The sequence below is a fragment of the Bifidobacterium goeldii genome (assembly GCF_003951095.1).
Taxonomy (GTDB): domain Bacteria; phylum Actinomycetota; class Actinomycetes; order Actinomycetales; family Bifidobacteriaceae; genus Bifidobacterium; species Bifidobacterium goeldii.
In genome coordinates, this window is the sequence record NZ_QXGL01000004.1 from 31,710 (window position 1) to 55,746 (window position 24,037).

The following is a 24,037-nucleotide window of genomic DNA, read 5'->3' on the forward strand; positions in this document are numbered from 1 at the left end:
AACAGGAGTCCGCCCTCGGGAACGGAGATCGTCATGACGATGAATGCCAGTGGTATGCCGGAAACAGAGAACCTGCGCGTCGGCGTGGATGTCGGAGGAACGAAGATCGAGGCGGTGCTGACCGATGCGGCCGGCACGGTTCTCGCATCCGCGCGCAGGGCAGCCCGGAAAGGCGGCGACGAGGTCGTGGAGGATGTGGTCGCCATCGTGCGGCAGGTGGCCGGAATGCGGTTCGATGAGGTGAGATCCGTGGGCATCGGCATCCCCGGACTGGTGCACCGCGACACCGGGCGTGTGGAGAATGTGGTCAATCTCGGAATCGAGAACCTGGAGCTGGGAGGCCGTGCATCCGGCATGCTGGGGCTTCCCGTGTGGGTGGACAACGATGTGAACGCCGCGGCGCTGGGGGCCTATGGGACGCTGCCCGACCGGCTCAGGCACGGCAGGATGGCGTTCGTCAACCTGGGGACGGGGCTGGCGGCCGGCTTCGTCCGCGCCGGTCTCGTCGAACGCGGCGACACTGGCGCCCTCGGGGAGATCGGCCACCTGCCGGTGGACCCCAACCGCATGGCGTGCAAATGCGGTCAGCGCGGATGTCTGGAGACCGCATGCTCGGGAGGGGGCCTGCGGCGCATGTGGCCCGTTGCGGATCCTCCGCTGCCCGACATCCTCGCGAAGGCCGACGGCGGCGACGACGAAGCGGAACGGGTTCTCGGCATCGCGCTGCATGCCCTCGCCGACGTCGTGCAGATCGTCGCCCAGGCCGCGGATCCTTCGGTCATCGTCATCGGAGGCGGTGTTTCCCGCGCCGGGTCCCCGTTGCTTGATGCGCTGCGCGGGGAACTGTGCAACAGGGAGGCCTCCAGCGGATTCATCGCGGGTCTGCGGCTGACGGAACGCCTGCGGCTCGCCGATGCGTCGATTCCGATTGGCGCGCTCGGAGCGTCCCTCATCGCCTGCTGACCAGACCCCGGTGCCGACGGACCATCGGCGCGCCGAAACCAGATTCCTTAAACTCCGACAGACGGGGTGCACCACATCCATTATTTTGTTCGACTGACTTGCAAAAAAGGTTAAGGCGTCATATCCTTGGCTTTCAAGGAGGTTGAAACCAACTACAGGAATTACGCAAGGCTTACTAACAAAATATCCGGTCTTGCTGCGGCGCGATGCCCAGAAGTGGTGTGGCGTCATGTTCCTCGGTATCGCTACGGACGTCGGCAACGGCGTCCGTAGCGGCATCGCCCGCGCATGGCAGCGCGGGCGGATACGGACCCGGGACCGTCGTGCGCAGCGGCACGTCGCGCCATTCCTCCGAACGACGGCGTCGGGCAGGCATTCCAGGAAAAGGAAACCATCATGAGAACGAAGAGGATTTCAGCGGCCATCGCCTTGGCGGCCGCGTCGGCGCTCACCCTGTCGGGATGCTCGATGGGAGCCCCGTCCGGCGGCTCGCAGCAGGATGCGTCCGCAGGTGGCAAGCTGACGGTGTGGATCATGCAGGGCGACCAGAGCGAGGACACCATCAAGGCGATCAACGAGCGGTTCACCAAGGAGACGGGCGTCAAGGTCGATGTGCAGACCCAGGTGTGGGCCGATATCAATACGAAGGTGACGACCGCGCTGTCCACGGACACGCCGCCGGACGTGATCGATCTGGGCAACACGCAGGTCGCAGGGTTCGCCGTGAGCGGCGGCCTTTTGGATCTGACGGACAAGGCCGACGACATGAGGCAGGGGCACACCTGGCTGTCCGGCCTTGAGGAGCCCGCCACCATCGACGGCAGACTGTATGGCATTCCCGCGCTGGGAGCCGCCGGCGCCGTGATCTACAACAAGAAGATGTGGTCCGCGGCCGGAATCGACAATCCTCCGAGCACGTACGAGGAGCTTGAGACCGATCTCCAGAAGCTCCGGGATGCGAACACCGACAAGGATTTCTCCCCGTTCTATATGCCGGGGCGTGACTGGAAGTCGGCGGCGCGGTGGATCTGGGATGCCGGCGGCGATTTCGCCGAACAGCAGTCGGACGGAACCTGGAAGAGCACCTTGTCGAGCGACGCCTCGCTCAAGGGCATCGACCAATGGCTGGAATTCCAGCACAAGTGGTCCTCCGAGGCATCCCGCTCGCTGGACACCGGCAACCCCGATTTCAGCCAGCTGCTGGCCGAAGGCAAGACCGGTGCGATCCTGAACAACAGCGCCGGCATCCGCACCATCCAGCAGTACAACCCCGACCTCACGACCGACGATCTGGGATCGTTCCCCATGCCCGGCGCCAGCGGCAAGCTCCAGCCGGCAATGATGGCCGGATCGGTGTGGGGCGTCGCGCAGAAGAGCAAGCGCCAGGAGCTGGCGCTCAAGTGGATCAAGATCGCCGCGAGCCCCGAGATCCAGAAGGACTACGTGTTCGCCAAGGACGGATGGATGCCCAACTACGTCGAAGGCCTCGACGAGGTCATGAAGTCCGCGGACTTCCCGTCCTACCTGACCGGCTTCTTCGAATCAGCGAAGGACACCAAGGCCACACCGGCGTCACCGCAATGGCTGACCATCGAGAACGACAGCTCCCTGAACTGCTTCGGAGACATCGCCACCGGCGCGACCACGGCCAAGGCCGCGGCCAAGTCGTTCGACGAGCATGCGGACTCCCTGTACGCGAAGAAGTAGGGGAAGCGTGATGAGCAATGCGCAATCGACGGCGGCCGCCGTCCCCGTGGTGAAGCGGCGTCGCAATCTGACGCCCCTGTGGCTGCTGACGCCCGCCGGCGTGATCATCGTCGCGCTGGTCGTGGTGCCGTTGGTCTTCCTGGTCTTCACGTCGTTCACGGACTTCAACCAGAAGACCCTGTTCACGGGCTCGTTCAACATCGTCGGGTTCGACCAGTACGAGAACGTGCTGACCGACCCGGAGTTCTACAAGTCGCTGGCCCGCACGTTCGGGTTCGCTGCCGCGCTCGTGGCCGGCAGCGTGCTGATCGGCATGGGCGTGGCCCAGCTGATGACCAAGCTGGGGCCGGTGATGCGCTGGCTGGTCACGTTCGTGCTGATCTTCGCGTGGGCCATGCCGAACGTGGCCTCGTCGGTGGTGTGGAAGTGGCTGTTCCAGCCGGGGTACGGCGTGGTCAACTGGCTGCTGACCCAGACCCATTTGTTCGGCGACGTAACGAACCTGTCGTGGACCGACAACACGTGGCTCGCGTTCCTGGAGATCTGGCTGCTGGTCGTCTGGCAGGCCGTCCCGTACATCGCGATCAACCTGTACGCGGCGACCACGCAGGTGGACAAGTCCTGCCTTGAAGCGGCCCAGCTGGACGGCTGTTCGAAGCTGCGCTGCTACTGGCAGATCACCGTGCCGCTGATCAAGCCGAGCCTGATGGTCATCACGATGCTGTCGGTGATCTGGGACTTCAACGTGTTCAACCAGATCTGGCTCGTCTCCCAGGGAGGCCCCCGCGAGACGACCGCGACGATCGGCATCTTCACCTACAAGAAGGCGTTCGTGTCGTTCGACATCGGCACCGGCGCCGCCGCGAGCGTGCTAGTCACGCTCATCCTGCTCGCCCTGACGAGCGTGTACATCCGCTACCTGCTCAAATCCGGGGAGGACCTGTGACCATGAATAGGGCAACCGCAAACCACGGCATCGCGCCGCGCGCCAAGCGCAGCGCATCGGCCGAGCTGCGCCGCATCGGCACGATCGTATTGGCCGTCGTGTTCTGCATCGTGTGGATCTTCCCGGTCTACTGGATGTTCGTCACGTCGATCAAGCCGCGCAACCAGATCATGACCGCCACTCCCGTGTTCTGGCCCGCGAAGCTGTCGATCGACAACTTCATGGTGGCCGTCACCCAGACCTCGTTCCTGACGAACCTGAAGAACAGCGTGATCGTGACCGCCGTGTCAATCGTCCTGTCGATCGTCCTCGCGTTCTTCGCGTGCGCGGCCCTGACCCTCTACCGGTTCCGCGGCCGTAAGGCGATCATGGTGTTCGTGCTGGCCATCCAGATGACCTCGGGCGGCATCATCCCGCAGTTCATCATCTTCAACCAGTTCGGCCTGCTCAACAAGTACAGCGGCCTGATCCTCGCGTACATCGCCATGGTCCTGCCGTTCGCGATCTGGAACATGCGCGGCTTCTTCCTGAACATCCCGAAGGACATCTTCGAGTCCGCGGCCGTCGAGGGAGCCAACGACTGGCAGATCCTGTGGAAGATCACCTTCCCCCTGGCCGCGCCCGGCATCGTGTCCACGTCCGTGTTCGCGTTCATCAACGCCTGGAACGACTACATGACCGCCTACACGTTCATGAAGGACCAGTCCAAGTACACGCTGCCCGTATGGCTCTCCTCGTTCTCCACGCCCACCATGGGCACCGACTTCGGCGGACAGATGGCCGCATCCGTCATCTTCTCCCTGCCCGTCGTGATCTTCTTCATGATCATTCAACGCAACATCATGAAGGGCGTCACCACTGGAGCCGTCAAATAACACAAACGGAGCGATGAACAATGCGTGCGGCGCCGGGACCATTTCCGCGAGTGGTTCCGGCGCCGCGCGTCATCTCGGAACCCAAAACGCAATATACCGCAATCAAAGGTGAACCACTGAGAAAGGACTTCCATGAGCGATCAAGCAACCCTGAAGGGATGGACCATCATTCCCACGCCGCAGACCGTACAACACAAGGCGGGCGTCTCACTGCTGCCGATGTGCGGCCGAGTCAACGAGCCACGTGCGTTCGGAGACGAACGGCAGGTACTCGCAACGCAACTTGCCGACGACATCCATGCGGTTACGGGATTGGAATGGGACATCGCCACGGGTGACCGTTGGCCTGGATTCATCACATTGACGACACTGGACGATCTCGATGCGCGTCCATCCGGCGCGTACACGCTCGACATCGCCAAGGACGGCGTGGCCGTCAGGGGCGCGGACTTCGAGGGCGTGCGCAACGGCGTGCAGACCCTGCGCCAACTCATCCGCCAATGCGGCGCCGCCCTGCCCTGCCTGCACATCGAGGACCAGCCCGCCTTCGAAACGCGCGGCTACTACCTCGACGTCACCCGCGGCCGCGTCCCCACCCTCGACTGGCTCAAGACCTGGGCCGACAAACTCTGCCTCTACAAGTACAACCAGCTCCAGCTCTACGTCGAACACACCTTCGCGTTCGACGGCATGAGCGAGACCTGGCGCGGCTCCAGCCCGCTCACCCCGCGCGACATCCTCGAATTCGACGACTACTGCGCCGAACGGGGCATCGAGCTCGTGCCGTCCGTCTCCACGTTCGGCCACCTCTACATGGCCCTGCGCACCCAGTCCCTGCGCGACCTCGGCGAATTCCCCGAGACCGCCGACGAGCCGTTCGGGTTCATCGACCGCATGCGCCACCACACGCTCAACATCAGCGACGACCGCGCCTTCGACCTGTCCACGAAGCTCATCGACGACTACCTGCAATTGTTCCGCTCCGACAAATTCAACATCTGCGCCGACGAGACCTTCGACCTCGGCAAGGGCCGCTCCAAACCCCTCGCCGAGAGGATCGGCGTCGCCGCCATGTACGCCGACTACGTCACCCGCCTGTGCCGCCACCTCGAAACCCAAGGCAAAAAGCCGATGATGTGGGGCGACATCGCCCTCGAACACCCCGAAATCCTGAAACGACTCCCCGAGACCGTCACCCTGCTCAACTGGCAGTACGACCCGCAGGTCGACGACGGGAAGATCCGCACCGTCGCCGAATCCGGCGCCAGACAGATCGTCTGCCCGGCCGTATGGTGCTGGAACGCGCTCCTGCCGCGCATCGACGACGCGTGGAACAACATCACCCGCATGGCCCGCTACGGCACGCAATACCAAGCCGAAGGCATGCTCGTCACCGACTGGGGCGACCTCGGCCACGTCAACGACCCGCGCATGGCCATCCCCGGCATGATCATCGGCGCACAGGAAGCTTGGAACCCGGGACGAATCCCGAACGAGGCCGACATGCTCAGCCGCATCTCCCGACTCGAATACCATGACGCCAGCGGAGAACTGCTTGATATCCTTGCTCGTGCAAGCCATGCGGCCTGCTTCCAATGGAACCACCTGATCACTTGGCTGGAACTTGATGACGGACAGGACGGCGTCAACACTGGGGTCCTGCAAACCATCCAGGGACTGCTACCGGAAAACGAACGACCGGACGATGTAATCCGCGCCCTCCAAGACGAAAGCCAGACACCGTCACTTGCGGAATCCCGACGGATGCTGCTCCGCTATCTGAAGCACCACATTGCACTCGGTGAAACCGCAGATCACCTTCTGCAGACCAGCGCCCGACGAATCGCCACAATCGTCGCTGCCGCAGGATCACAGGCCACCGCGAACGCCGCGGCACTCCGCATGGCCATCGAAGGGCAGCGACTTCTGAACCAAATCGGTCTCCGACTTGCGTCCGATGTCGGAGCCATCGACTCTATGCAGTCAAGTGCCGCATCTCAGCATGATGATACGGCGCGTCTTGCCGAAGCGCTGGAAATATGGATGGAGGCGTATGCGGCGCAATGGCGTACTCTCAGCCGAGACTCCGAACTTCGTCGGCTGCAAGATATGGTGTGGGAGTTAACGGACTATCTGCGCTTCCAATCCGCCTGATGCTGCGATTGTGAGACTTCGACCAGTCAGATACCAAAATGCCGTGAGGAACCAATTCCGATCCCTCACGGCATTTCCTATACGAAGGTGAGTCACGTATCGCGATGGTGCATCACTTTGGTCTAGGACTCACGCCGCTGAATACCGCTCATAAATGATTCGGCAAGCTCGTCAACCACTTGACTCTGATGCGAGGCGACAGTGAGCTGGTAGTACCGGATAGCCACCTTCTCACTGACGTGTCCCAATTGATTCATGACTTCCCGCAACGTTCCACCCTGAATCATGAGTAATGTTGCATGACTGGCTCGTAATGCCTGGAATGTCAGATCGGGACGTCCTGCTTTCAACCGAGCCTTGGCGAACTGGCCGTCCAGCGTTGTCTGGGACATGATTCTTGCACGTTTGGGCACGAACACCGGCGAATCCGGTCGGGTCAGATCGCAGTAATCAGAAAGGTGCTGTCGAATAAGAGGAATCAGCGTATCCGGGATGTGTACGTTCCTGATGCTGGATTCCGTTTTCGTCTTGCCGAATTGGAGATCCCCTCTGTCAGCGACACCGCGATTCACGGAGTGCCGGACGTGAAGTATCTGTCTGTTCAGATCGATGTCTTGCACCTGAAGCCCACAGAGTTCGCCACATCGCAGACCACCCACTAAAGTCGAGAGGAATACGGACAGTCTGGTGTAATCGGGCATGGCGTCAGCCAGCAGGATCAATTCGGAAGGAGTCACCGGCGGCACGTTGATGCGGGCGGGCTGTGGTGCTGGCGGAATATGGAATATGAAGGGATTGAAGGACAACAATGGCTCCGAACCGTCCAATCCGCCTCGGGTAGCTGATTCCAGTACCGCCTTCAGCCGCATGCATGAGCGTCGGAACGCCCACCGTCCTTCCGGGTGAGGCGCATCATACCAAGCCTTGATAATGGACGGAGTGATCTCGTTAAGCGGCAGGTCTCCAAGACTTGGCAGAAAATGGCCAATGTCCAGATAAAGATTGCGACGCGTGCCACCGGCGATACCATTGCCGTCGGGCAGCCGGTATTCCTCGGCCCATCGCATCACATAGTCGCGGAACAACATATTGCGTTGTGTTTGGCTCTTTTCCGCGACGGCTTTTCGTCGGCTTCGTTCTGTTGGATGAACCCATTCGGCGATGCCGTTACGATGGAGGCTGACAAGATACTTTTCGGCTTCCAGCCATCTACGGGCTTCGAGCTCCTGATCCGGCTTGAACTGGCGTTGGACGCGTTTGCCGGGTTCTAATGGATTCGGATATCGAACCTGCCATGCGATTAGCATGCCGGTTCTGTCATAACGGGCCAGCACGGTTCCCCACTTGCTTCGCGGCGGCTTCTGCGGATGGTTTCCATGGGAATGCCTGATTTTCGGCATATTGATCTCCCTCGATCGCGAAAAGGCGCACCCTGCGTGCGCCTTGTGGGGAGATTGAAACCAAGGAACAGTGTAAGTGAATATGCTGAAAGAGTCGTTGCTTGTTTTTGTCATCTTGAGATGACAAACCGTCCAGGGTATCTTGAGTTCGACTGCATAGGATTCGATACTTTATATCTTGGTCTTAAGTCTGAGAATCATCTTCTGGTGCTGACCCTGAAGCTATTCACAGACTGACTACATATTGAGAAAATTATTTGTCTGACCCCGATATGCCTTAATCGTGTAGGAAGACGGACTCAAAGGAGAGAAATGACTATATCAAACACTATTGAGTTGGCTCCGATGTGGACGTTTCTTCTCTATTGTTCGATGATTGGATGCAATATCTATTATCTGCATTATCTTGATCGGCACCGATTCCAGTTGATTCCTGCACGCTTTTTCGTCCTGCCGATACTTATCTCGATCGTCTCTGCCGTTTTTGTAATGCTGACATATTGCGATGTCGCTTATTCAGCAAAAGCAGATATGGATATGAGAGATTTCTATATCTCATACATCCCTTTGGTTTCCATCCTGTTGGGAATTCTCATACTCATGGAAATCATATATTCCATAAAAATTTCCCTATCCAAGAAGAAGAATAGCAATGCGTAATAATCGACTGGTCAAATCGACGGCCTCCCTCTTGCTCGCCGTCGCGGTCTCCTTCTCCTCGGTAATGGTGGCCTCCGCGACGGAGACGACCTCCACCAATGCGGCTAAGACGCCGCAATATGCGCAGTCACATTATCCTTCCGAAGCGGAGATTGAAGCATATCTCAATGATCCGCAATACAAGAAATATGGTCGCACCAGAGAAGACGTGGAAGCCTACCTCAAGGCTAACGCTGAAGAAGATGCCGCTACCACTACCACCATGGAAGCGGGTTTGTATAGCTCCTGGAGCACGGACCTGTTTTCCGATGGATATTGGATGAATCGCAGCGGCGTATGGTCCTTGTCCATTATGCCTAGAAGAGCGCTTCTATGGGATACCGACCGCGGATGGGGACAGGTTTACGATCGTTTCCATACAAGTAGACATTGGACTTACTATTCGGCATGGGCTGACGCATCCATGAGAAAACAGTTCAATTGTCATGCTCAGTATGGAATGCTAAAGACCCCTTATCACCTAGAGCCATCAAGGTCGGACGTAAGCTCCATCACTTGCAATTAGGGTTGTGCGGGCGGGAACATAAGTCCGCCCACACAAATCCCATAGAACATCATTGCCATCCTGCACTCGCTGTCGCCGGCACACCAGCGGAAAAACGCCGCGTCCACCAGCTGTCGGATACTCTGGTTCTGCTAAATCAAAATTGACATCAAAAAGAGAAGCCACCATGTCAAAGCTGGTTTAACAAAGCGTCGAATATCAAGTATTCGGCTGTATTCCGCCGTAAGTAAGAGGATATGACATTTTGAGCTACATAATTCAGAATTTCATGTCCTCATACATACAACCTGTTTACAGGCCCGTCACCAGGTGGCGAGTGTTTCGATAGCGTCCAGTCCATCCTGACGATGTGATTCATCAAGGTTGTCCCAGTAAGGTGAATCCTCGGTGAGCTTGTCGTGCAGGAGTTTGATGCGTCTGCGATCGGTGTTGCTGTGCAGGCGCATGAGTTCAGCGTCAGGGTCCGGGATGAGCGACGCAAGCATGGCGGCGTCGTAGAGGTGGCGGTCACCGTAGCCGGCGTGGTCGGCGCTGTAGGCCGCGCTCTTGAGTATCAGCGCGCCGAGCAGGTCCGGGATACGGATTGTGACTTCGGTGCCGCTTTGGTCGTCGATGAGCCGGACCTGCATGCTGCGCTCCACGGCCTGAGCGCCGCCCGGCATGGACAGCACCGGCGTACCGGCGATGGTCGCGTCAGTCCCGAGGAACTTGGGCAGGTGATCGGCGACCAACAGATCCACGACGTCACCGTTCGGCGCACTCATGCGTGTCGTGTATCCGGTCAGCGTGCCCGGTTGCGTCTCGAACCCGCGGGCGGCGAGGATGCTGCGCAGCCTAGCGATGCCGCGTCGGTCGGCCATGAGGTCGGCGAGCAGGTCGGCGTCGGTGGTGGGGCGCGCTGTCAATCCTCCCATGATGGCGTGCAGTTGGACCATGAGCCCGCCCGTGAGCAGCCATGATTCCGGGATGTTCGCCGCGGCGACCGCGTACACGGTGCTCCATGGATGGCCCGTGTTGGGGATGTGGGTTGTCGGAATCATGCCTGATGCTCCTTGCGATGATATTCGTCGATCAGCTGTTGAAGGGTTTCCAGACCGGCGCGGCGTTCTCTCGGGTCGTTGGATTCGGCCAGGTCGGCCGCACATACGCCGAGAGGCATAGGGCCCTCACCGGCGGGAAGACCGTCGGTGACATGGAGCCGTACCCGGACCGGAGTCGCGCCTTGCTTCAACCGGCATTGCCGAATGGCGTCGTTCAGAGCATCGGCGGTGACGTAGCCTTCCACCACGTCTGTGGCGGTCAATTGGAACGAGGCGGCCAATGCTCCGGTGGCGGCGGAGGGACGGATGAGGGTTTCGACCTCGGCGAGGTTGGAATCCCTGCACCAGTATTCGACCGTCGTCGCACGCCTGCGCGCGAGACGGGTCAGATTCTCCGCATCCATCTGCCTCAGGTATCCCCTGAGCCGGTATCGCTGCTGCCGGCCCAGCCATGGCGCGTCGAGCCCGCTGAGCATGTATAGCGCCCCGAACGCCATGTCTGGTGAATAAGGGCGCCCATCCGCACCCTGCCACTGTGCTTGGCGACGTACGGAATCCTCCGTAATCAGCGAGCCGCCTCCCGCGGAAAGAGATTCAAGCCGGCCAGCAGCGCGAAGCGCGCTGACCCGTCGCTCACTCACTCCGAGCCTACGGGCGGCTTCCCGCCGTGTGAGCAGCGTCCGATTCGTTCTGATAGCCATATTCCTATTGTATACAGAACTATTCCAGATTGGGAATAGTTCTGTATACACCGGGCAACAGGGCGTCTCAATCCGTGTTCGTCTGCATGTGGTCATTGCGCTGCTTTGATGAAGTCTTCGGCGAGTTGGTTGACGATCTGGTTGCGGTGTCGGGCGACGATGCGCTGGTAGTGCTTGATGGCGACCTTCTCGCTGACGTGGCCGAGTTCGTCCATGACTTCCCGCAGGGTGCCGCCCTTGAGCATGAGCAGGGTCGCGTGGCTCGCTCGCAGGGATTGGAAGGTCAGGTCGGGGCGGCCGGCTTTCTCCCTGGCTTTGCGGAACTGGGCCTCCAGGGTGGTCTGGCTCATCACCGAGGCTCGTCTGGGACGGAAGACCATGGCTTCCGGGTCCGTCCATTCGCAGTGTCTGAGCAGATGGTCGTGAATCAGGGGAACGAGCCCGTCGGGGATGGGTACGGTGCGTCGGCTGGAGTCGGTCTTGGTCCTGGCGATGCGTGTCGAACCGCGATCCGCATAGCCCCTGTTGACGGAATGGCGCACGGTCAGGCGTTTGGCCTTCAGGTCGATGTCCTTGACCTGCAGGCCGCACAGCTCGCCGCAACGGAGGCCTCCGACGAGCGTGGCGAGTATCACCGCCAGTCTCGTGTAGTCGGGCATATTCTCCGCGATCAGCTTGAGTTCCAGCGGCGTGACCGGCGGAACGTCCTCCCTGGCGGATCGCGGCGCCGGCGGTATGGGCAGAATGAACGGGTTGTCACGGATCAGCGGCGGGGAGCCGTCCATGCTCATCTTCGTGGCGCTGGTGAACGCCGCCTTCAGGCGCATGCATGAGCGACGGAACGCCCATTGCCCCTCGGGGTGCGGCGCATCGTACCAGCGTTTGATGTCCTTCGGCGTGATCTCGGTCAGAAGCTTGCCCTTGAAGCCCGGCATGAAGTGCGCGATGTCGAGATACAGGTTCCGGCGCGTGCCGCCGGCTATCCTCTCGCCGTTCGGCAGCCGGTATCCTTCCGCCCACCGGGTCACGTAATCCTCGAACGAGATAAGGCTCGCGCGCTTCCTGCGGCGGCGTTCTGACGGATGGACCCATTCCTGGATGTTCTTGCGGTCCAGTTCCACCAGATGCCGTTCCTCTTCGAGCCACTGGTGCGCCTCGTGCTCCATGTCCGGCTTGAACTGACGCTGGACCTTCTTGCCCGGTCGTTTCGGGTCCGGGTACCGCACCTGCCAGGCGACGAGATTGCCTGCGGTATCGTAGCGCGGCGTCACGGTGCCGAACCTGCTCCGCCGCCCCGGCGACGGCCCCATACTGTCCTTCTTCGTCCTTGCGGACATGATGATGCTCCTTGTGCTGAATCCAAGATCGATGGCATGGCATAACGGCCTCGGAAAAATGCCACCAAAAATGCCACCAAGTGGCCGAATACGCTCTCAGTGAGCCATTGCACCTAAAAATGCACCTCTAGTGCCTTAGGCCTTGCAATCATTGAGGTTTAGGCTGATTCGATCACTCGTCACAGGTCGTTTCGACCATCAGCCGCATGAAGATGACGATAAGGAGCAACACTGCTTGCGTGTCTATTGGAAGAAAGCGGGAACCGTTGCTATGATTGATTTTGTAAGTAATGAAGGTAAATTTATTTGCCCCCGGAGTGGTGGAGATGGACCTGTACGACGCTGGGCCGTATCCCCCTCTCTGGGGGTACGAGCGACAAAAGCGTTGGAATCCAAGATTCCAACGCTTTTCTTTTTTTCAACCTGTACCGCTTTAGACGGATGTTGGACGGCAGCGATATTTCGGGTTATAAGCCCACTCACTACATTCCTATAGTCTCTAGTTCGCCTGCCAGGTCGAGTTCCACGAATGCGAGGTTACTACCGCGTTCGAGCGAGTGGCAGTCTTGCATGCCGTATTGCCAGGATTCCTCCGCGCCCTCCACGACCAGCAGGACGATCTTGCGTTTAGCCACGGTTCGCCCCCGTTCCGGCAGCATTGAGCGCGGCCAGATCGTCGTCGATGTCGTCGTCCTCGTCGGGGTGGCCGGCGGCGTAGAGGCTGTTGCCGAACATGCGCGGGATGGGCGAATCGTAGATGTCGGGGCCATCCCATCCGAGTTCGCTGGCCGTCAGGTACCGTTTGCGCTGGTTGTTCGTGGAGGACTTGCGCGGGATGGTCACGAACCGGTTATCAGGATCGGTCACCGTCGTGCGGATGCAGCTGTTCGGCAGCACCTCCAACGCCCGCAGGTTATGGGGCAGTGAACACCAATTGCCCCGCACACCCGTCCGCCAGCTGGCTCAGCATGTCGCCGAGCAGCAGCTCGAACGCGCCAGAGTCGAACTCGTCCACAGCGACCAGCGCGTTCTCGTCGTTATATGCGTGCTTGAGATAACGGTACACACAGCCGGCGGTATTTGTTCACACAGGAAGTCGCGCGGTGGTCACTGCCACCAAAGATGCCCGTTTATAGTAGTCCGCTCATGTAGAGCGGGAGCTGGATGCGGTTTCCCTGCGCGTCAGCGACAAGTGGTTTGGGCGCGAGTACGTATTCCGTACCGATTCGTTTACCATACATAGCACGCATTTTGTCCAGCGAGGACGTCGAATATCGTTTACCAGACTTGACCTCGATCGGACTGATTCTATACCGGCCAGCCGCGTTCTCGTATGGCTCGGCCAGTAGGAAATCGATTTCGACGCGCATTCTGCTGCTATTCGCGTCCGACTGGGAGAAATAAAACAGTTTGTGACCAGATGCCTTGAGTTGTTGGGCGACGATGTTTTCAACGATCATGCCTTCATTGAGTTCGATCTTGCCAAACAGGATGTCACGGTACACGTTTTCCTTAGTACTGCGACTATCAGAAAACGCGTGCGTGACCAGCAGTCCAGTGTCAGCCATGTAGCATTTAACCGCGGACTGTTCCATATTCATACCCAATCCAATGTTCGGGTCGGTAGATCGGAAACAGGGATTGATCAATCTAGCGTCCGCAAGCCAGAAGAACGAAGCTTGGTAGGCCTGATATCGCGCTCCCTTGCGCAGTGACGCGAGACGGAATCGTTTCTCATGGCGTGACAATTGCGCCGGAATTTCATCGAAGATGGCTGCGATATTCTTTGCCTCAATCTCGCCATATTTTTCAATGTCTTGACGATATAGGCGTAGGATCGAGCGTTTTGCTTCATCAGCAGCCATAAAGCTGTTATCAGTGACGTATCGTGCAATGACTTGCGGCATGCCTCCGACGAGCATGTATTCGCGGAACAGTCGTTCTGCCTTTCGATGCAACATGTCAGGCAACGGCTGTTTGTCTTGGTAGTTGCTGTTAATCAAATCAGCGAGCGGTCGTTCGCCCAAGGCCCACAGAAATTCCTCGAAGTCGAAAGGATTGAGTTCGAGAGATTCCTCTTCGGACGGGATGAGAATGTCCTTCACATTGCGTTGGATTGATACGAGGGAACCAGTTTCTAGATAGTCATAACGGCCGTCTGCAACCAGCTGTTTGGTGAATGCTCTTGCTTGTGGACAGAATTGGACTTCATCGAAGATGATCAGCGTATCTCGCTCGACTGGCTCAAAGGCGTAGAACGCGAAAAGGTAACGGAAGAATGAGTCGACATCATGCCGTTGATGAAGAAAAAGGTCGATTACCTCACGCGGAGCTTGGGAAAAATCGATGAGCAAATACTTTGCATATTCCCGACGTCCGAATTCCTCTGCGAGTACGCTTTTGCCCACACGACGTGCTCCCTCGATCAGCATAGAAGCGCGACCGTTACTTTGCTTCCATTCTTGTAAACGTTGATATGCCTTACGTTGATATATCATGACCGCCCCCTAGGGATACACAAATGATGGGTAACGTATGCACCTATTATGACACAAATGATGGGTAAGCGAAGGACGGAAATATACACAAATGATGGGTAACGGAGCCAGCATAGGTAGACGGCGGTATTTATTACAAGAGCAATATCAACGACATTAGGAAATTGGATGATGGGAACACAGACGTATTGGAAATCGGCGATACCACGTGTTCTACCATTACATCTCAATCAGTGGCCCGGCATCCAATGGAAAAACAAACCAACTATGGATTCTTGAGTCGGTTGATTGAAAATGCGTAGGGGCCGCCGAAGCGACCCCTAGCCTAACAGCGATCATAAGCCTACCGGCTTACGCTCGTCGTGATATATAGATTACTTCAGCGCGTCGAAAGGCGTGCCTTCTAGGTTCCAGCCGGCGCTGCTGGCTGCATCGCGTTCTGCGCTGTTTGTGGTGAACAGATGGTCGCCGTTGCCGGGATTGTACAGGCGGTACACGTCGTTCGTACCCTCGGCGTCCTCCGGAGCGAGGAACGCGACACCCTCATACTGCCAGCCGGAGCGCACCAGCATGTCCTGCTCGGTCTTGCTCGCGGTGAGCATGTGCTTGCCGCCCGGATTGTAGTAGCGCTTGACCTCCACGCCGTCCTTCGCAACGCCCTTGAACGCCACGCCCTCCGACTTCCACACGCCAGAAGCGACCAGCGTGTCGCGCTCGTAGGCGCTGGCCGTCAGCAAGTGCTCGCCGCTAGCCGTGTTGTACACGCGGTACACGTCCCGTGCCTCAGTCTCCGGCTTCACAGTTGGGTCCGGGCCCGGCGTAGGCGTCGGAGTCGGCGCAGGCGTCAGCTCATCCACCAGCTTCTTGGCATCGTCACGCACCTTGACCGCGGCCTGCAGATCCTTCTCGGCCTGCTCGACAGCCGCAGCCTTCTTCTGCTCGACGATCTTGTCCAGGCTCGACTGGGCGGTATCGACCACGCCAGCAGCTTCTTCAGCGGATTCCTTGGCCTTATTCAAAGCGTTCTTCAGGTTCTTCAAATCTGCGTTGCCGGTCGCGTCGATCAGGTCGTTGTACTCCTGCTCAGCCGTATCAGCAGCGGTCTTCTTCGCATTGGTATCCGACTGGAGCGACGTGAGCTCCTTGCGTGCTGCAGCAAGCTCATCTGCAACGTTCTGGTAGTCGGCAGCAGCGTCGTCAGCCTTAGTCTTAGCAGCAGCAGCTGCACTAGCCGCCTTGTTGGCTGCAGCCTGAGCATTGTCTGCAGCAGCGCGCTTTGCAGCCAGATCGTCGGCCTTCGATTGAGCATTCTTGGCTGCCGTATCAGCCTCATCGGAAGCCTTCTTAGCAGTCTGTTCGGCCGCGGCTGCCGTATCAGCAGCAGTCTTAGCCGTCTGCGCAGCAGTCTCCAGTCCAGCGATAGAACCCTTGGTATCAGCAAGCGCCTTGTCGGCGGCATCCTGCTTCGACTTCGCCGCATCAGCGGCAGCCTTCAGCTGGTCCACCTGTTCCTTGGTCGGAATCTGCGCGCCCGCACCAAGATCCTTCTTCGCATCATCCAGTGCCTTCTGTGCGGTCTCAAGACTCTGTTCAGCAGCGGCCTGGTTGCTAACGGCAGTCTGATAGGCAGCCGTCTTTTCAGTAAGCGCGCTCTGAGCTTCGGCCAGCGCAGTGGCGGCAGCGGTAGCTTCCTGCTGCGCTGTCGTGTAGGCCGAATCAGCAGCAGTCTTATCAGACTGTGCTTTCGACACATCGTTCTTCAGCTGTTCCTCATACTGGTCGATGCGAGTCAGATATTCCTCGGGCGTGTATTCCGGATCATCTGGAGCAGGGTACATTGGCAGGCATCCAGCTTCAAAACATTCTTTAGCATTGAACTCCTGCGCAAAAGTCGTACCAAGCATGCCATTGATCGTCATTTTCACATGACTTATGCCAGCACCGGTAACAACATATTTCACACCCGTATCAGCCACTCCAGCAAGGCCATTCACAATATTCGTGTAATGACCTGTCTGGCATCTGCTATTTTCACTAGTGGGAACGCAGCCCTTACCTGACTGAATATCCTTATAATTTTGCTCTTCTTGGTCATACCAACCACGGTAGGCAATTGCAATCGGATTGCTATAGCCTACGTTTGCTGCTACATTTTCGCCAACCTCGAACTGCTTCGAATGCGGGCTCTCGTTAAAACCAGGCTCCTGGAACTGGCGAGAATAAATATACGATGCATAGTTGGCATTCGCCTGACCCATTGCCATGAGACGATCCGTGATTTTCAGCGGATCAAGACCATTCAAAGCACGCTTCTTATTTGTCTCAACAACAATCTGCACGGATTCACGGAAATTCTCCATGCTGGTAGCGGAATCACTATCGCCGATATACGGTGTAACCCACTGCTCGATGAGCTCCGGCTGCTGGACTGCGTGGTACCAGTTAGCACGTCAGCCGCTTCGGGAGCGCCCATGGTCTGGAAGAAATCAATGGAACCGTTCTTGACGCGCTGCTGAACCTGATCGTTCGCAGTATCGGCGGCATCGGCAGCACTCTTCGCAGCAGTAGCAGCCTGATCCTTAGCGGTCTTATTTGCAGACGCGGTATCAACTGCAGTCTTTGCTGCGGTCTTCTCACTTTCGGCCGTTGCTACTGCTTGATCGGCCTGCTGCTTTGCCGCAGTAGCCTTGTTGACCTCATTTTGCAGTTCGGTGAGATTGTATAGGCCCAGCGCCTTCTGATACTCCGCTTGTGCCGCAGCCGCATTGGCTTTCGCTTGATCAGCGGCCGCCTGCAGGTCAGACACACTATCCTGAGCGTTCTTCAACGCGGTAGCTGCCTCAGTGTATGCCTGCTGCTTTGCTTGCGCGTCTTGTTGCGCATCCTCATATGCTTTGGCCTTCGTGGCAGCATCCTCGGAAGCTTTCTGCGCAGCCTGTTTGGCAGCAGCTACAGCCTCGACGCTAGCACCCGCCTGTGTGGCGGCTTCTTCAGCCTGCTCGTACGCAGTCTGCTTGTCCTTGGCGGTCTGCTCGGCTTGTTCGTATGCTGCTTTAGCATCATTCTTGTGCTGCTCGGCTTGATTAGCCTCGTTCTGCTTCTGCTCAACTTCGGAAGCCTTGGCATTAGACAGTTTCTTGGCAGCCTCATAGGCAGCCTTTGCCTCGACTACCTTCTGCTCAGCAGCAGCGAGTTTCTCAGGACTGATACCAAGTTCTTCGATCTTGGCATCGTAATCCGCCTGCGCCTTATCAACAGCTGTCTGAGCGTCCGCTTGCTTTTGCTTCGCAGCATCGAGCGCAGCTTGGGCAGCTTCGACATCCTTGTCGCTCTTCGCCAGATCGGCGGCGGTCAGCTTTTTCGCAGCATCGAGCGCGGCCTGCTTGGCGTCGACGTCTTTCTGCGCCGCTTCAAGCTTCGCTTTGGCTTCTTCCAGGGTTGTGCTGGTTTGAATGACAGCGTCTACTGCTGCACTCGGATTCGATTCTGCAGCGAGCGCGCCCGGGGACATCATGCCCACTGCGATCAACGAGGCTAGACCAGCCGTCGCAACCCTTGCAACAGTTGGCATACCGGACGGATTGGATTTACGAATACCACTGCTATGTTTTGCCATAGTCTCTTCTCCATCATGGTATGTTCCCTGCACGGCACAGGGAACCTTAAAGAAAACTGTACGCCCCCTTAGCCTGTTTTGTCATCGGTGTTTTGAGATATGTTGCCGTACAAAAAAACGGCTGCATCCGTTCGAATGCAGCCGTATATGTGTTGCGTTTGGCAAAAGCGAGGGCTACTTCGTTTCCGCGCCGCTTTGCGCACTATCAGCACCAGCACCGTCGAGCTTCTTCAGCACCCAGTCGATGATGTACGGGGCGACTTCTTCGATCTGCTCGATGGCGATCTGGAATTCGCGCGAGCCACCGTACCATGGGTCGACCAGGTCGATCCTGTCCTCCTGGCCGGGTGCCGGCTTGGGCAGGGTCGGGTCGAAGCTGCGGTACATGTGCACTTCAGAACGCTTAGCGGGCGGCAATAATGACAGCAGCGCGCGCATGTGCGAGGCGGTCATCGGCAGGAACAGGTCGCTTTCTTCGATCTCTTCGCGCGTAATACGATGCGCAAAATGATGCGAAGGAATCTCATAGCCGTCGGCGCGCAGTACGCGCACGGCACGACGGTCGATCGGATTGCCGTACTCCTCATCGCTCACGCCGCTGGACATGATCCTTACGCGGTCTTCGCCAATCCCACGCGCTTCAAACTCGGCGCGCAGAATAATTTCAGCCATGGGCGAGCGGCAAATATTGCCAGTGCACACGGTCATGATCGTGTAGGGGTGCTGCTGGGTCATGGTACTACCTTTGCTACGAGGGTTTAGAAGAGAACTATAGGGATGATGCAGCGATCATGACGACCGCTAGCGATCTCTCCCCCAGTCAGCTTCGCCGACAGCCCCCTCGTCAGAAGGGGCTGAAACAGTCAGATCTTCGCGTAGGTGACGAAACGGTAGCGATCGATCAGCTCGCTGGATTTCTTCGGCTTCATCCAGTGGCTTTCGTCGACTACCTGCCACAGGCCAGCTTCGACCAGTCCGTCGATGTCAGGCGCGTACGTGTCCGCGTTGATTTGCGCTTGAAGTTTCGTGACGAACGCTTTGGTAGCGAACGGCAACGCTTCGTGGAAGATTTGCGCGCCGCCGATAACCCAAATCTCACTGCGATCGAGACCATCATCGGGGATGGCTTCCTGACGCGCAATATCGAGTGCCGCACCGAAATCAGAGACTACGGTGGCCCCCAACGCTAGATACTGCGGATCATGCGAAATCACAATGTTGTCGCGGTTGGGTAGCGGACGATACTTCACGTCCAACGATTCCCATGTTTTGCGACCCATGATCACCGGATGCGAGACAGTGAGCTCCTTGAAATGCTTCAAGTCCTCTGGCAGATGCCATGGCATACCGCCCTCGAATCCAATGGCCCCGTGGCGACCTTCATTGTCGCTCGCCTCGGCCCAAATAAGATTCACCGAAAACGTTTTGGGGAAATCGTCACCCCAATCGTCGGTGCGTTGTTGCCCGGAAAATCCGGGCTCCGGTTCGTGATAGCCACTGCGGCTACTATCATGCTCCATTTCATTCACTCCTTGAATCGGACTGGGACATAGTCTAATGGTCGCGTTAGACCGCACGGCAGGGCCGTCAGACTGCAACAGGCGCCTTAATCGTTGGATGATGCTGATATCCGACAACAGTAAAGTCGCTGTAGTCGTAATCGAACAGCGAATCTGCCTTGCGGATTTCAATCTGCGGGTACGGGTATGGGTCACGCCCCAGCTGTTCGAGCACCTGCTCAATGTGATTGTCATACACATGGCAGTCGCCGCCGGTCCACACGAACTCTCCCGGCTGCAAACCTGCCTGCTGAGCGATCATCAACGTCAGTAGCGAGTAGGAGGCGATATTGAACGGCACGCCAAGGAACATGTCGCAGGAACGCTGATACAGCTGGCAGGAGAGCTTGCCATCAGCCACGTAGAACTGGAAAAGCGCATGGCATGGCGGCAACGCCATGTTCTCCACTTCGGCAGGATTCCATGCCGAAACGACCATGCGACGCGAATCAGGATGGTGCTTGACCAAATCGAGCACGTTGGCAATCTGGTCAATAGTACGATTCGGGTCTTCGGGCGTAGGCGCGGGCCAGCTACGCCACTGCACACCGTATACGGGGCCCAGATCGCCGTTTTCATCAGCCCACTCATCCCAAATGTGCACGCCGTGCTCTTGCAGCCAGCGCACGTTTGATGAGCCTTTCAAAAACCAGAGCAGCTCGTACGCGAGACCTTTAAAGAACACGGTTTTGGTAGTGAGCAGCGGGAAGTATTGCGACAAATCAAAACGCATCTGCTGGCCGAACAGCGAAATCGTGCCCGTGCCGGTGCGATCAGACTTGAGCGTACCTTCGGTAAGGATTTTGCGCACAAGGTCCTCGTACGGCATGGGAATATCGGTATTCAGGCGTGCGGGGATGCGAGCGCGGACATCTGCCAACTGTTCGGGTGTCAAAGCCATGCCCACCAGCATAGCGGGGCATGGCTACCGTGCGGCGGATCGCCTCGTCTGCTCGCTTGTTCAGCAGCTCCTCAACGGGCCAGTATGCTTCCGCTGATCGCCGACAATCGGCCGTCGGCGAGCGCAAACCGGCTAGTTGGGATAGATTGGACAGTGATGTGGCACGGTGGGCGTGCCGCAGCGTAACGTAACGGACTTCAAGGAGGACGGCATGGCTAAGCGACTGTGGGTTGAGCGCAACAAAGACGGCTCGTGGGATGCGTTCAGCGATGATGGCGCACATATCAAGTTCGGTAAGGGCCGTGGGCAGTTTACGCCGGGTGATCTGATGAAGGTTGCACTGGCTGGCTGTGCGGCGCTGTCAAGCGAGTTTGCTGTTGAGCATGCGCTGGGCGAAGGCAAGGGCGCGAAGATTGTGGTGGATGGCACCTACGACGCTGATAATGACGCGTACATTAACTTCAACGAGCAGGTGGTAGTGGATGCTACTGATGCTGGTTTGAGCCAAGAGGATGCCGATAAGTTGAAGGAGCGTGTGACTCGCCATATTGAGAAGGGTTGCACGGTCAAGCACACGTATGAGCAGGAGACTCCTGTGCGTATGGAAGTGACGATTCGCCACTGACGGCGAACGCGTCTGCATACAGTCCCAGACATGACTGAGGGGCGTTCCGTGTTGGATTGCGGAACGCCCCTCAGTGTGTTTCACGGCGTGTTTCACGATGTTATTGCGTGAATAGTAGTGGTTGCAAAGATAGTGGTGACGCTCCCCCACCCGGCTTCGCCGGGAGCCCCCTCAACTGAGGGGGCTAGAGCTACCGCTCACGCTGTTGCTTGTTCCGCGCCTACTTGTGTTCGGGATCGATGGTGGATTCGATTTGCTGAACAACTTCGGGCTCTGCAGCCTGCACCGGCAGCTCTTCAACGCCACCGATTGCCTCAAGTGGCTTCGGCTCCACCTCTGCCGGCGAGCTCGGTACTGTGTTCAGACGCGATTCTGCAGCTTCCACGTACTTGCGTGGCACCACATACACCGGACCAACCGCGTGCTGAATGAGTCCCTGGCTCGTAGAGCCAAGCAGCAGGCCGGTAAAGCCGCCACGGCCACGCGAGCCCACTACCACCACATCATGGTCATAGCTCGCCTTGGTAAGCGCCTGCACAGCGTTGCCCGGCACAACCGTCTTAGTAATCTTCAAACCGGGGTGTGCTTCCAACAGCGGCTTGACACGCACATCCAAATCTTCCATGTACGAGTCCATAACGCTCTTATCACCGTCGACACCCTGCACCTTTGGCACTGCGGAAATCACATCGAGCTCAGCACCCCACATGTCCGCGAATCCAGCAGCGATCTCCAGCGCCTTCAAGCCCCACTTCGATTCGTCGGAGCCAACAGCCACCTTGGTGATCGTGTTGTTCAAGTGCATCAGGTTGCCTTCATCATCGGTGTACGGCACCACGACAATCGGGCAGTATGCGTATGCCGGCAGCGACGACGATGTCGTGCCCAGCAGGCGCTCAGCCAAACCGCCCTTGCCGCGGTTACCAATAACGATGAGATTGTAGTTGCGGCTCAGCTCCACGAATACGGATGCCGGATCGCCGGTAACAATCAGCGTTGCCGCTTCCACACCCTGCTCGTCAGCAATGGCCTTAGCTTTGGACAGAATCTCCTGAGCATCAGAATGCGCAGCATTGTCATCACCCATAGCCGTATAGGTAGCATCGAATGAAACCGCAGCATAGCTCGGCAGTGAATACGCGCACACAATTTGCAGCGTCAATCCTGCATGCTTAGCGAAGTTAGCGGCCCACCATGTAGCCTTGTAGCTGGCGTGAGAGCCATCCACCCCCACCAGAATAGCTTTCTCGTTGATCATGGCAACCTCCTTGTGAGATAGCACCCGATGCGGCGGCGCACCGGTCGTACCCTCAAGAATAGCGCGCAAAACGTGCATGGTATGGTTACGCCGAGCCGGTTTCGCTATGTTTTTGTACGGCTTACAGCGTGTTTTTCGCCGGTTGAGAACAGCTTACGACTCATGATAAGGGCAGCGGCACATCCGCATTAATACTGCAACCAGCACGCGCCGATGGCATATTGCTGTATACGGTATGCGAAAAACCATATGAAAAAAGCGCTTCCGCTAGAAAAATCCACTAGCGGAAGCGCTTCACCGTAGTAATGATGCGCGAACACTCGAACGAATTCAGATGATGCGGTAGTACTCAAACGAGGTGTACACTGGCACGATTTCGACGCTCTTGCCGGGGCGCGGAGCGTGAATCATCAGACCATTGCCCACGTAAATGCCCACGTGGCCGGGGTACCACATGAAATCGCCCGGCTCAGGATTGCTCACGCGCGTGCCGTTAGCCTGTGCCCATGTGCGCTGCGATGCGTCAACGCGCGGCAGGCTCAAACCGAACTGCGCGTACACAAACTGTACAAAACCAGAGCAATCAAAACCTGCAGGACTCGTGCCGCCGTACACGTATGGCACGCCTTGGAACTGTGATGCATACGAGACAATGCCAGAACCGTTCGAACTCGACGGTGCGACGACAGCAGTACTGGAGGATGCTGTAGAGCTTGACGACGTAGAAGACAGCGACTGCCTAGAAGCAGAACGGCTGGCAGTCTGCGACTGTGCTTGCGCGGCAGCAGCGGCAGCGGCCTGTGCGGCAGCCTGACGTTCAGCTTCAGCCTGTGCGGCGGCTGCGGCAGCGGCTTCAGCGTCCTTTTCAGCCTGCGACTTAGTTTGTGGAACATTCAGGTCTTCGAGAGTACCCCACGTGGAGTTTTCATCAGCGTCAGTGGACACTGATTCCTTGAGCAAATCCTTGCGGGCGACGTTGACCTTGGGGAACGAACGAGAGGAAGTAATCGTCTTGCTTCCTGAGTCGCTTGTATCCGCGGAAGCGACGGGAGCAGCCAACGAGAACGCCGTGGCGGCAGTAGCGGCAACGGCGATCGTGGAAACAATCTTCTTAAAATGCATCATCAGCGCACAAGCTTACCATATGCGCGTCACGCACCGCAGGCTGAAGGTCACAGTGGAGACATCACAGTGGAGACATACATCACATACTCCAACTGTGATACGCCAAA

The 24,037-nt window shown here is 57.9% G+C and carries 21 protein-coding genes; 7 read left to right on the forward strand and 14 right to left on the reverse strand.

The features are described from left to right. Positions 1–33: 33 nt before the first annotated feature. The 5 genes from D2E25_RS06785 (at position 34) to D2E25_RS06805 (ending at position 6,645) form a co-directional block, all read left to right on the forward strand. Positions 34–963 carry an ROK family protein gene (locus tag D2E25_RS06785; RefSeq protein WP_163194572.1) on the forward strand — a complete coding sequence of 310 codons (930 nt, stop codon included), beginning with the start codon at positions 34–36 and terminating at the stop codon, positions 961–963. A 396-nt stretch (positions 964–1,359) separates the two neighbouring features. Continuing rightward, positions 1,360–2,670, forward strand: coding sequence for a sugar ABC transporter substrate-binding protein (locus D2E25_RS06790; RefSeq protein WP_204311310.1), 1,311 nt, complete (start codon positions 1,360–1,362; stop codon positions 2,668–2,670). A 10-nt stretch (positions 2,671–2,680) separates the two neighbouring features. Continuing rightward, entirely contained in the window at positions 2,681–3,616 is a 936-nt protein-coding gene (locus tag D2E25_RS06795) for a carbohydrate ABC transporter permease (protein WP_164514759.1), read from the forward strand. 2 nt (positions 3,617–3,618) lie between these two features. After that, on the forward strand, positions 3,619–4,491 hold the full coding sequence (locus tag D2E25_RS06800; RefSeq protein ID WP_100495472.1) for a carbohydrate ABC transporter permease: 873 nt from the start codon (positions 3,619–3,621) through the stop codon (positions 4,489–4,491). Between the two features lie 132 nt (positions 4,492–4,623). Continuing rightward, a complete protein-coding gene (locus D2E25_RS06805) occupies positions 4,624–6,645 on the forward strand; it encodes a beta-N-acetylhexosaminidase (RefSeq protein WP_125981168.1) in 2,022 nt (673 codons plus the stop codon). 122 nt (positions 6,646–6,767) lie between these two features. Here D2E25_RS06805 and D2E25_RS06810 read toward each other — a convergent pair whose 3' ends face one another. Next, complete coding sequence (locus D2E25_RS06810) at positions 6,768–8,045, reverse strand: tyrosine-type recombinase/integrase (protein ID WP_125981170.1); 1,278 nt, start codon at positions 8,043–8,045, stop codon at positions 6,768–6,770. Positions 8,046–8,697: 652 nt separating this feature from the next. Between D2E25_RS06810 and D2E25_RS06820 the strand changes: the two genes are divergently transcribed. Continuing rightward, a complete protein-coding gene (locus D2E25_RS06820; protein ID WP_125981175.1) occupies positions 8,698–9,270 on the forward strand; it encodes a DUF2599 domain-containing protein in 573 nt (190 codons plus the stop codon). A gap of 302 nt (positions 9,271–9,572) precedes the next feature. Here D2E25_RS06820 and D2E25_RS10700 read toward each other — a convergent pair whose 3' ends face one another. From D2E25_RS10700 to D2E25_RS06870, 11 genes are all read right to left on the reverse strand, one after another. After that, the gene (locus D2E25_RS10700) at positions 9,573–10,310 is read right to left on the reverse strand and encodes a hypothetical protein (protein WP_239511817.1); all 738 of its coding nucleotides are present in this window, start codon (positions 10,308–10,310) and stop codon (positions 9,573–9,575) included. Next, complete coding sequence (locus tag D2E25_RS06830) at positions 10,307–10,807, reverse strand: hypothetical protein (protein ID WP_241217078.1); 501 nt, start codon at positions 10,805–10,807, stop codon at positions 10,307–10,309. Before D2E25_RS06830 ends, D2E25_RS10700 begins: the two co-directional genes overlap by 4 nt. Before the next feature lie 296 nt (positions 10,808–11,103). Beyond that, entirely contained in the window at positions 11,104–12,348 is a 1,245-nt protein-coding gene (locus D2E25_RS06835) for a tyrosine-type recombinase/integrase (protein ID WP_125981177.1), read from the reverse strand. Between the two features lie 627 nt (positions 12,349–12,975). Continuing rightward, complete coding sequence (locus tag D2E25_RS10705; protein ID WP_241217079.1) at positions 12,976–13,251, reverse strand: hypothetical protein; 276 nt, start codon at positions 13,249–13,251, stop codon at positions 12,976–12,978. A 10-nt stretch (positions 13,252–13,261) separates the two neighbouring features. Continuing rightward, positions 13,262–13,414: a hypothetical protein gene (locus D2E25_RS10710; RefSeq protein WP_241217080.1), complete on the reverse strand. Its 153-nt coding sequence runs from the start codon at positions 13,412–13,414 to the stop codon at positions 13,262–13,264. A 64-nt stretch (positions 13,415–13,478) separates the two neighbouring features. Next, positions 13,479–14,843, reverse strand: a complete 1,365-nt coding sequence (locus tag D2E25_RS06845) for an ATP-binding protein (RefSeq protein WP_206430755.1) — start codon at positions 14,841–14,843, stop codon at positions 13,479–13,481. Positions 14,844–15,220: 377 nt separating this feature from the next. Then, positions 15,221–17,206 (reverse strand): CAP domain-containing protein, encoded by a 1,986-nt coding sequence (locus D2E25_RS06850; RefSeq protein ID WP_125981182.1) that lies wholly within the window; start codon positions 17,204–17,206, stop codon positions 15,221–15,223. Continuing rightward, positions 17,146–18,462 carry a coiled-coil domain-containing protein gene (locus tag D2E25_RS06855; protein ID WP_125981184.1) on the reverse strand — a complete coding sequence of 439 codons (1,317 nt, stop codon included), beginning with the start codon at positions 18,460–18,462 and terminating at the stop codon, positions 17,146–17,148. Before D2E25_RS06855 ends, D2E25_RS06850 begins: the two co-directional genes overlap by 61 nt. Before the next feature lie 174 nt (positions 18,463–18,636). Beyond that, positions 18,637–19,197, reverse strand: a complete 561-nt coding sequence (locus tag D2E25_RS06860; RefSeq protein WP_125981186.1) for a low molecular weight protein-tyrosine-phosphatase — start codon at positions 19,195–19,197, stop codon at positions 18,637–18,639. A 128-nt stretch (positions 19,198–19,325) separates the two neighbouring features. Continuing rightward, positions 19,326–19,982 carry a dihydrofolate reductase gene (locus D2E25_RS06865; RefSeq protein WP_125981188.1) on the reverse strand — a complete coding sequence of 219 codons (657 nt, stop codon included), beginning with the start codon at positions 19,980–19,982 and terminating at the stop codon, positions 19,326–19,328. A 67-nt stretch (positions 19,983–20,049) separates the two neighbouring features. After that, positions 20,050–20,850, reverse strand: a complete 801-nt coding sequence (locus D2E25_RS06870; RefSeq protein ID WP_206430756.1) for a thymidylate synthase — start codon at positions 20,848–20,850, stop codon at positions 20,050–20,052. A gap of 283 nt (positions 20,851–21,133) precedes the next feature. On the opposite strand from D2E25_RS06870, the gene D2E25_RS06875 reads away from it, so the two are divergent. Continuing rightward, positions 21,134–21,547 carry an OsmC family protein gene (locus D2E25_RS06875; RefSeq protein WP_125981192.1) on the forward strand — a complete coding sequence of 138 codons (414 nt, stop codon included), beginning with the start codon at positions 21,134–21,136 and terminating at the stop codon, positions 21,545–21,547. Between the two features lie 220 nt (positions 21,548–21,767). Here D2E25_RS06875 and D2E25_RS06880 read toward each other — a convergent pair whose 3' ends face one another. Both D2E25_RS06880 and D2E25_RS06885 read right to left on the reverse strand, forming a co-directional pair. After that, complete coding sequence (locus D2E25_RS06880) at positions 21,768–22,805, reverse strand: universal stress protein (RefSeq protein ID WP_125981195.1); 1,038 nt, start codon at positions 22,803–22,805, stop codon at positions 21,768–21,770. Between the two features lie 330 nt (positions 22,806–23,135). Next, positions 23,136–23,930, reverse strand: coding sequence for a C40 family peptidase (locus tag D2E25_RS06885; protein WP_241217082.1), 795 nt, complete (start codon positions 23,928–23,930; stop codon positions 23,136–23,138). Between the last annotated feature and the right edge of the window lie 107 nt (positions 23,931–24,037).

Excerpts from the sequence above, each read along its gene's own strand:
- D2E25_RS06785 (WP_163194572.1), top strand. The coding sequence starts at position 34 with ATGACGATGAATGCCAGTGGTATGCCGGAAACAGAGAACCTGCGCGTC.
- D2E25_RS06795 (WP_164514759.1), top strand. The coding sequence starts at position 2,681 with ATGAGCAATGCGCAATCGACGGCGGCCGCCGTCCCCGTGGTGAAGCGG.
- D2E25_RS06860 (WP_125981186.1), bottom strand. The coding sequence starts at position 19,197 with ATGACCCAGCAGCACCCCTACACGATCATGACCGTGTGCACTGGCAAT.
- D2E25_RS06800 (WP_100495472.1), top strand. The coding sequence starts at position 3,619 with ATGAATAGGGCAACCGCAAACCACGGCATCGCGCCGCGCGCCAAGCGC.
- D2E25_RS06875 (WP_125981192.1), top strand. The coding sequence starts at position 21,134 with ATGGCTAAGCGACTGTGGGTTGAGCGCAACAAAGACGGCTCGTGGGAT.
- D2E25_RS06835 (WP_125981177.1), bottom strand. The coding sequence starts at position 12,348 with ATGTCCGCAAGGACGAAGAAGGACAGTATGGGGCCGTCGCCGGGGCGG.
- D2E25_RS06850 (WP_125981182.1), bottom strand. The coding sequence starts at position 17,206 with ATGGAGAATTTCCGTGAATCCGTGCAGATTGTTGTTGAGACAAATAAG.
- D2E25_RS06870 (WP_206430756.1), bottom strand. The coding sequence starts at position 20,850 with ATGCCGTACGAGGACCTTGTGCGCAAAATCCTTACCGAAGGTACGCTC.
- D2E25_RS06855 (WP_125981184.1), bottom strand. The coding sequence starts at position 18,462 with ATGGCAAAACATAGCAGTGGTATTCGTAAATCCAATCCGTCCGGTATG.
- D2E25_RS06880 (WP_125981195.1), bottom strand. The coding sequence starts at position 22,805 with ATGATCAACGAGAAAGCTATTCTGGTGGGGGTGGATGGCTCTCACGCC.
- D2E25_RS06790 (WP_204311310.1), top strand. The coding sequence starts at position 1,360 with ATGAGAACGAAGAGGATTTCAGCGGCCATCGCCTTGGCGGCCGCGTCG.
- D2E25_RS06830 (WP_241217078.1), bottom strand. The coding sequence starts at position 10,807 with ATGGCGTTCGGGGCGCTATACATGCTCAGCGGGCTCGACGCGCCATGG.
- D2E25_RS06810 (WP_125981170.1), bottom strand. The coding sequence starts at position 8,045 with ATGCCGAAAATCAGGCATTCCCATGGAAACCATCCGCAGAAGCCGCCG.
- D2E25_RS06820 (WP_125981175.1), top strand. The coding sequence starts at position 8,698 with ATGCGTAATAATCGACTGGTCAAATCGACGGCCTCCCTCTTGCTCGCC.
- D2E25_RS06805 (WP_125981168.1), top strand. The coding sequence starts at position 4,624 with ATGAGCGATCAAGCAACCCTGAAGGGATGGACCATCATTCCCACGCCG.
- D2E25_RS06865 (WP_125981188.1), bottom strand. The coding sequence starts at position 19,982 with ATGGAGCATGATAGTAGCCGCAGTGGCTATCACGAACCGGAGCCCGGA.
- D2E25_RS06885 (WP_241217082.1), bottom strand. The coding sequence starts at position 23,930 with ATGATGCATTTTAAGAAGATTGTTTCCACGATCGCCGTTGCCGCTACT.
- D2E25_RS10700 (WP_239511817.1), bottom strand. The coding sequence starts at position 10,310 with ATGATTCCGACAACCCACATCCCCAACACGGGCCATCCATGGAGCACC.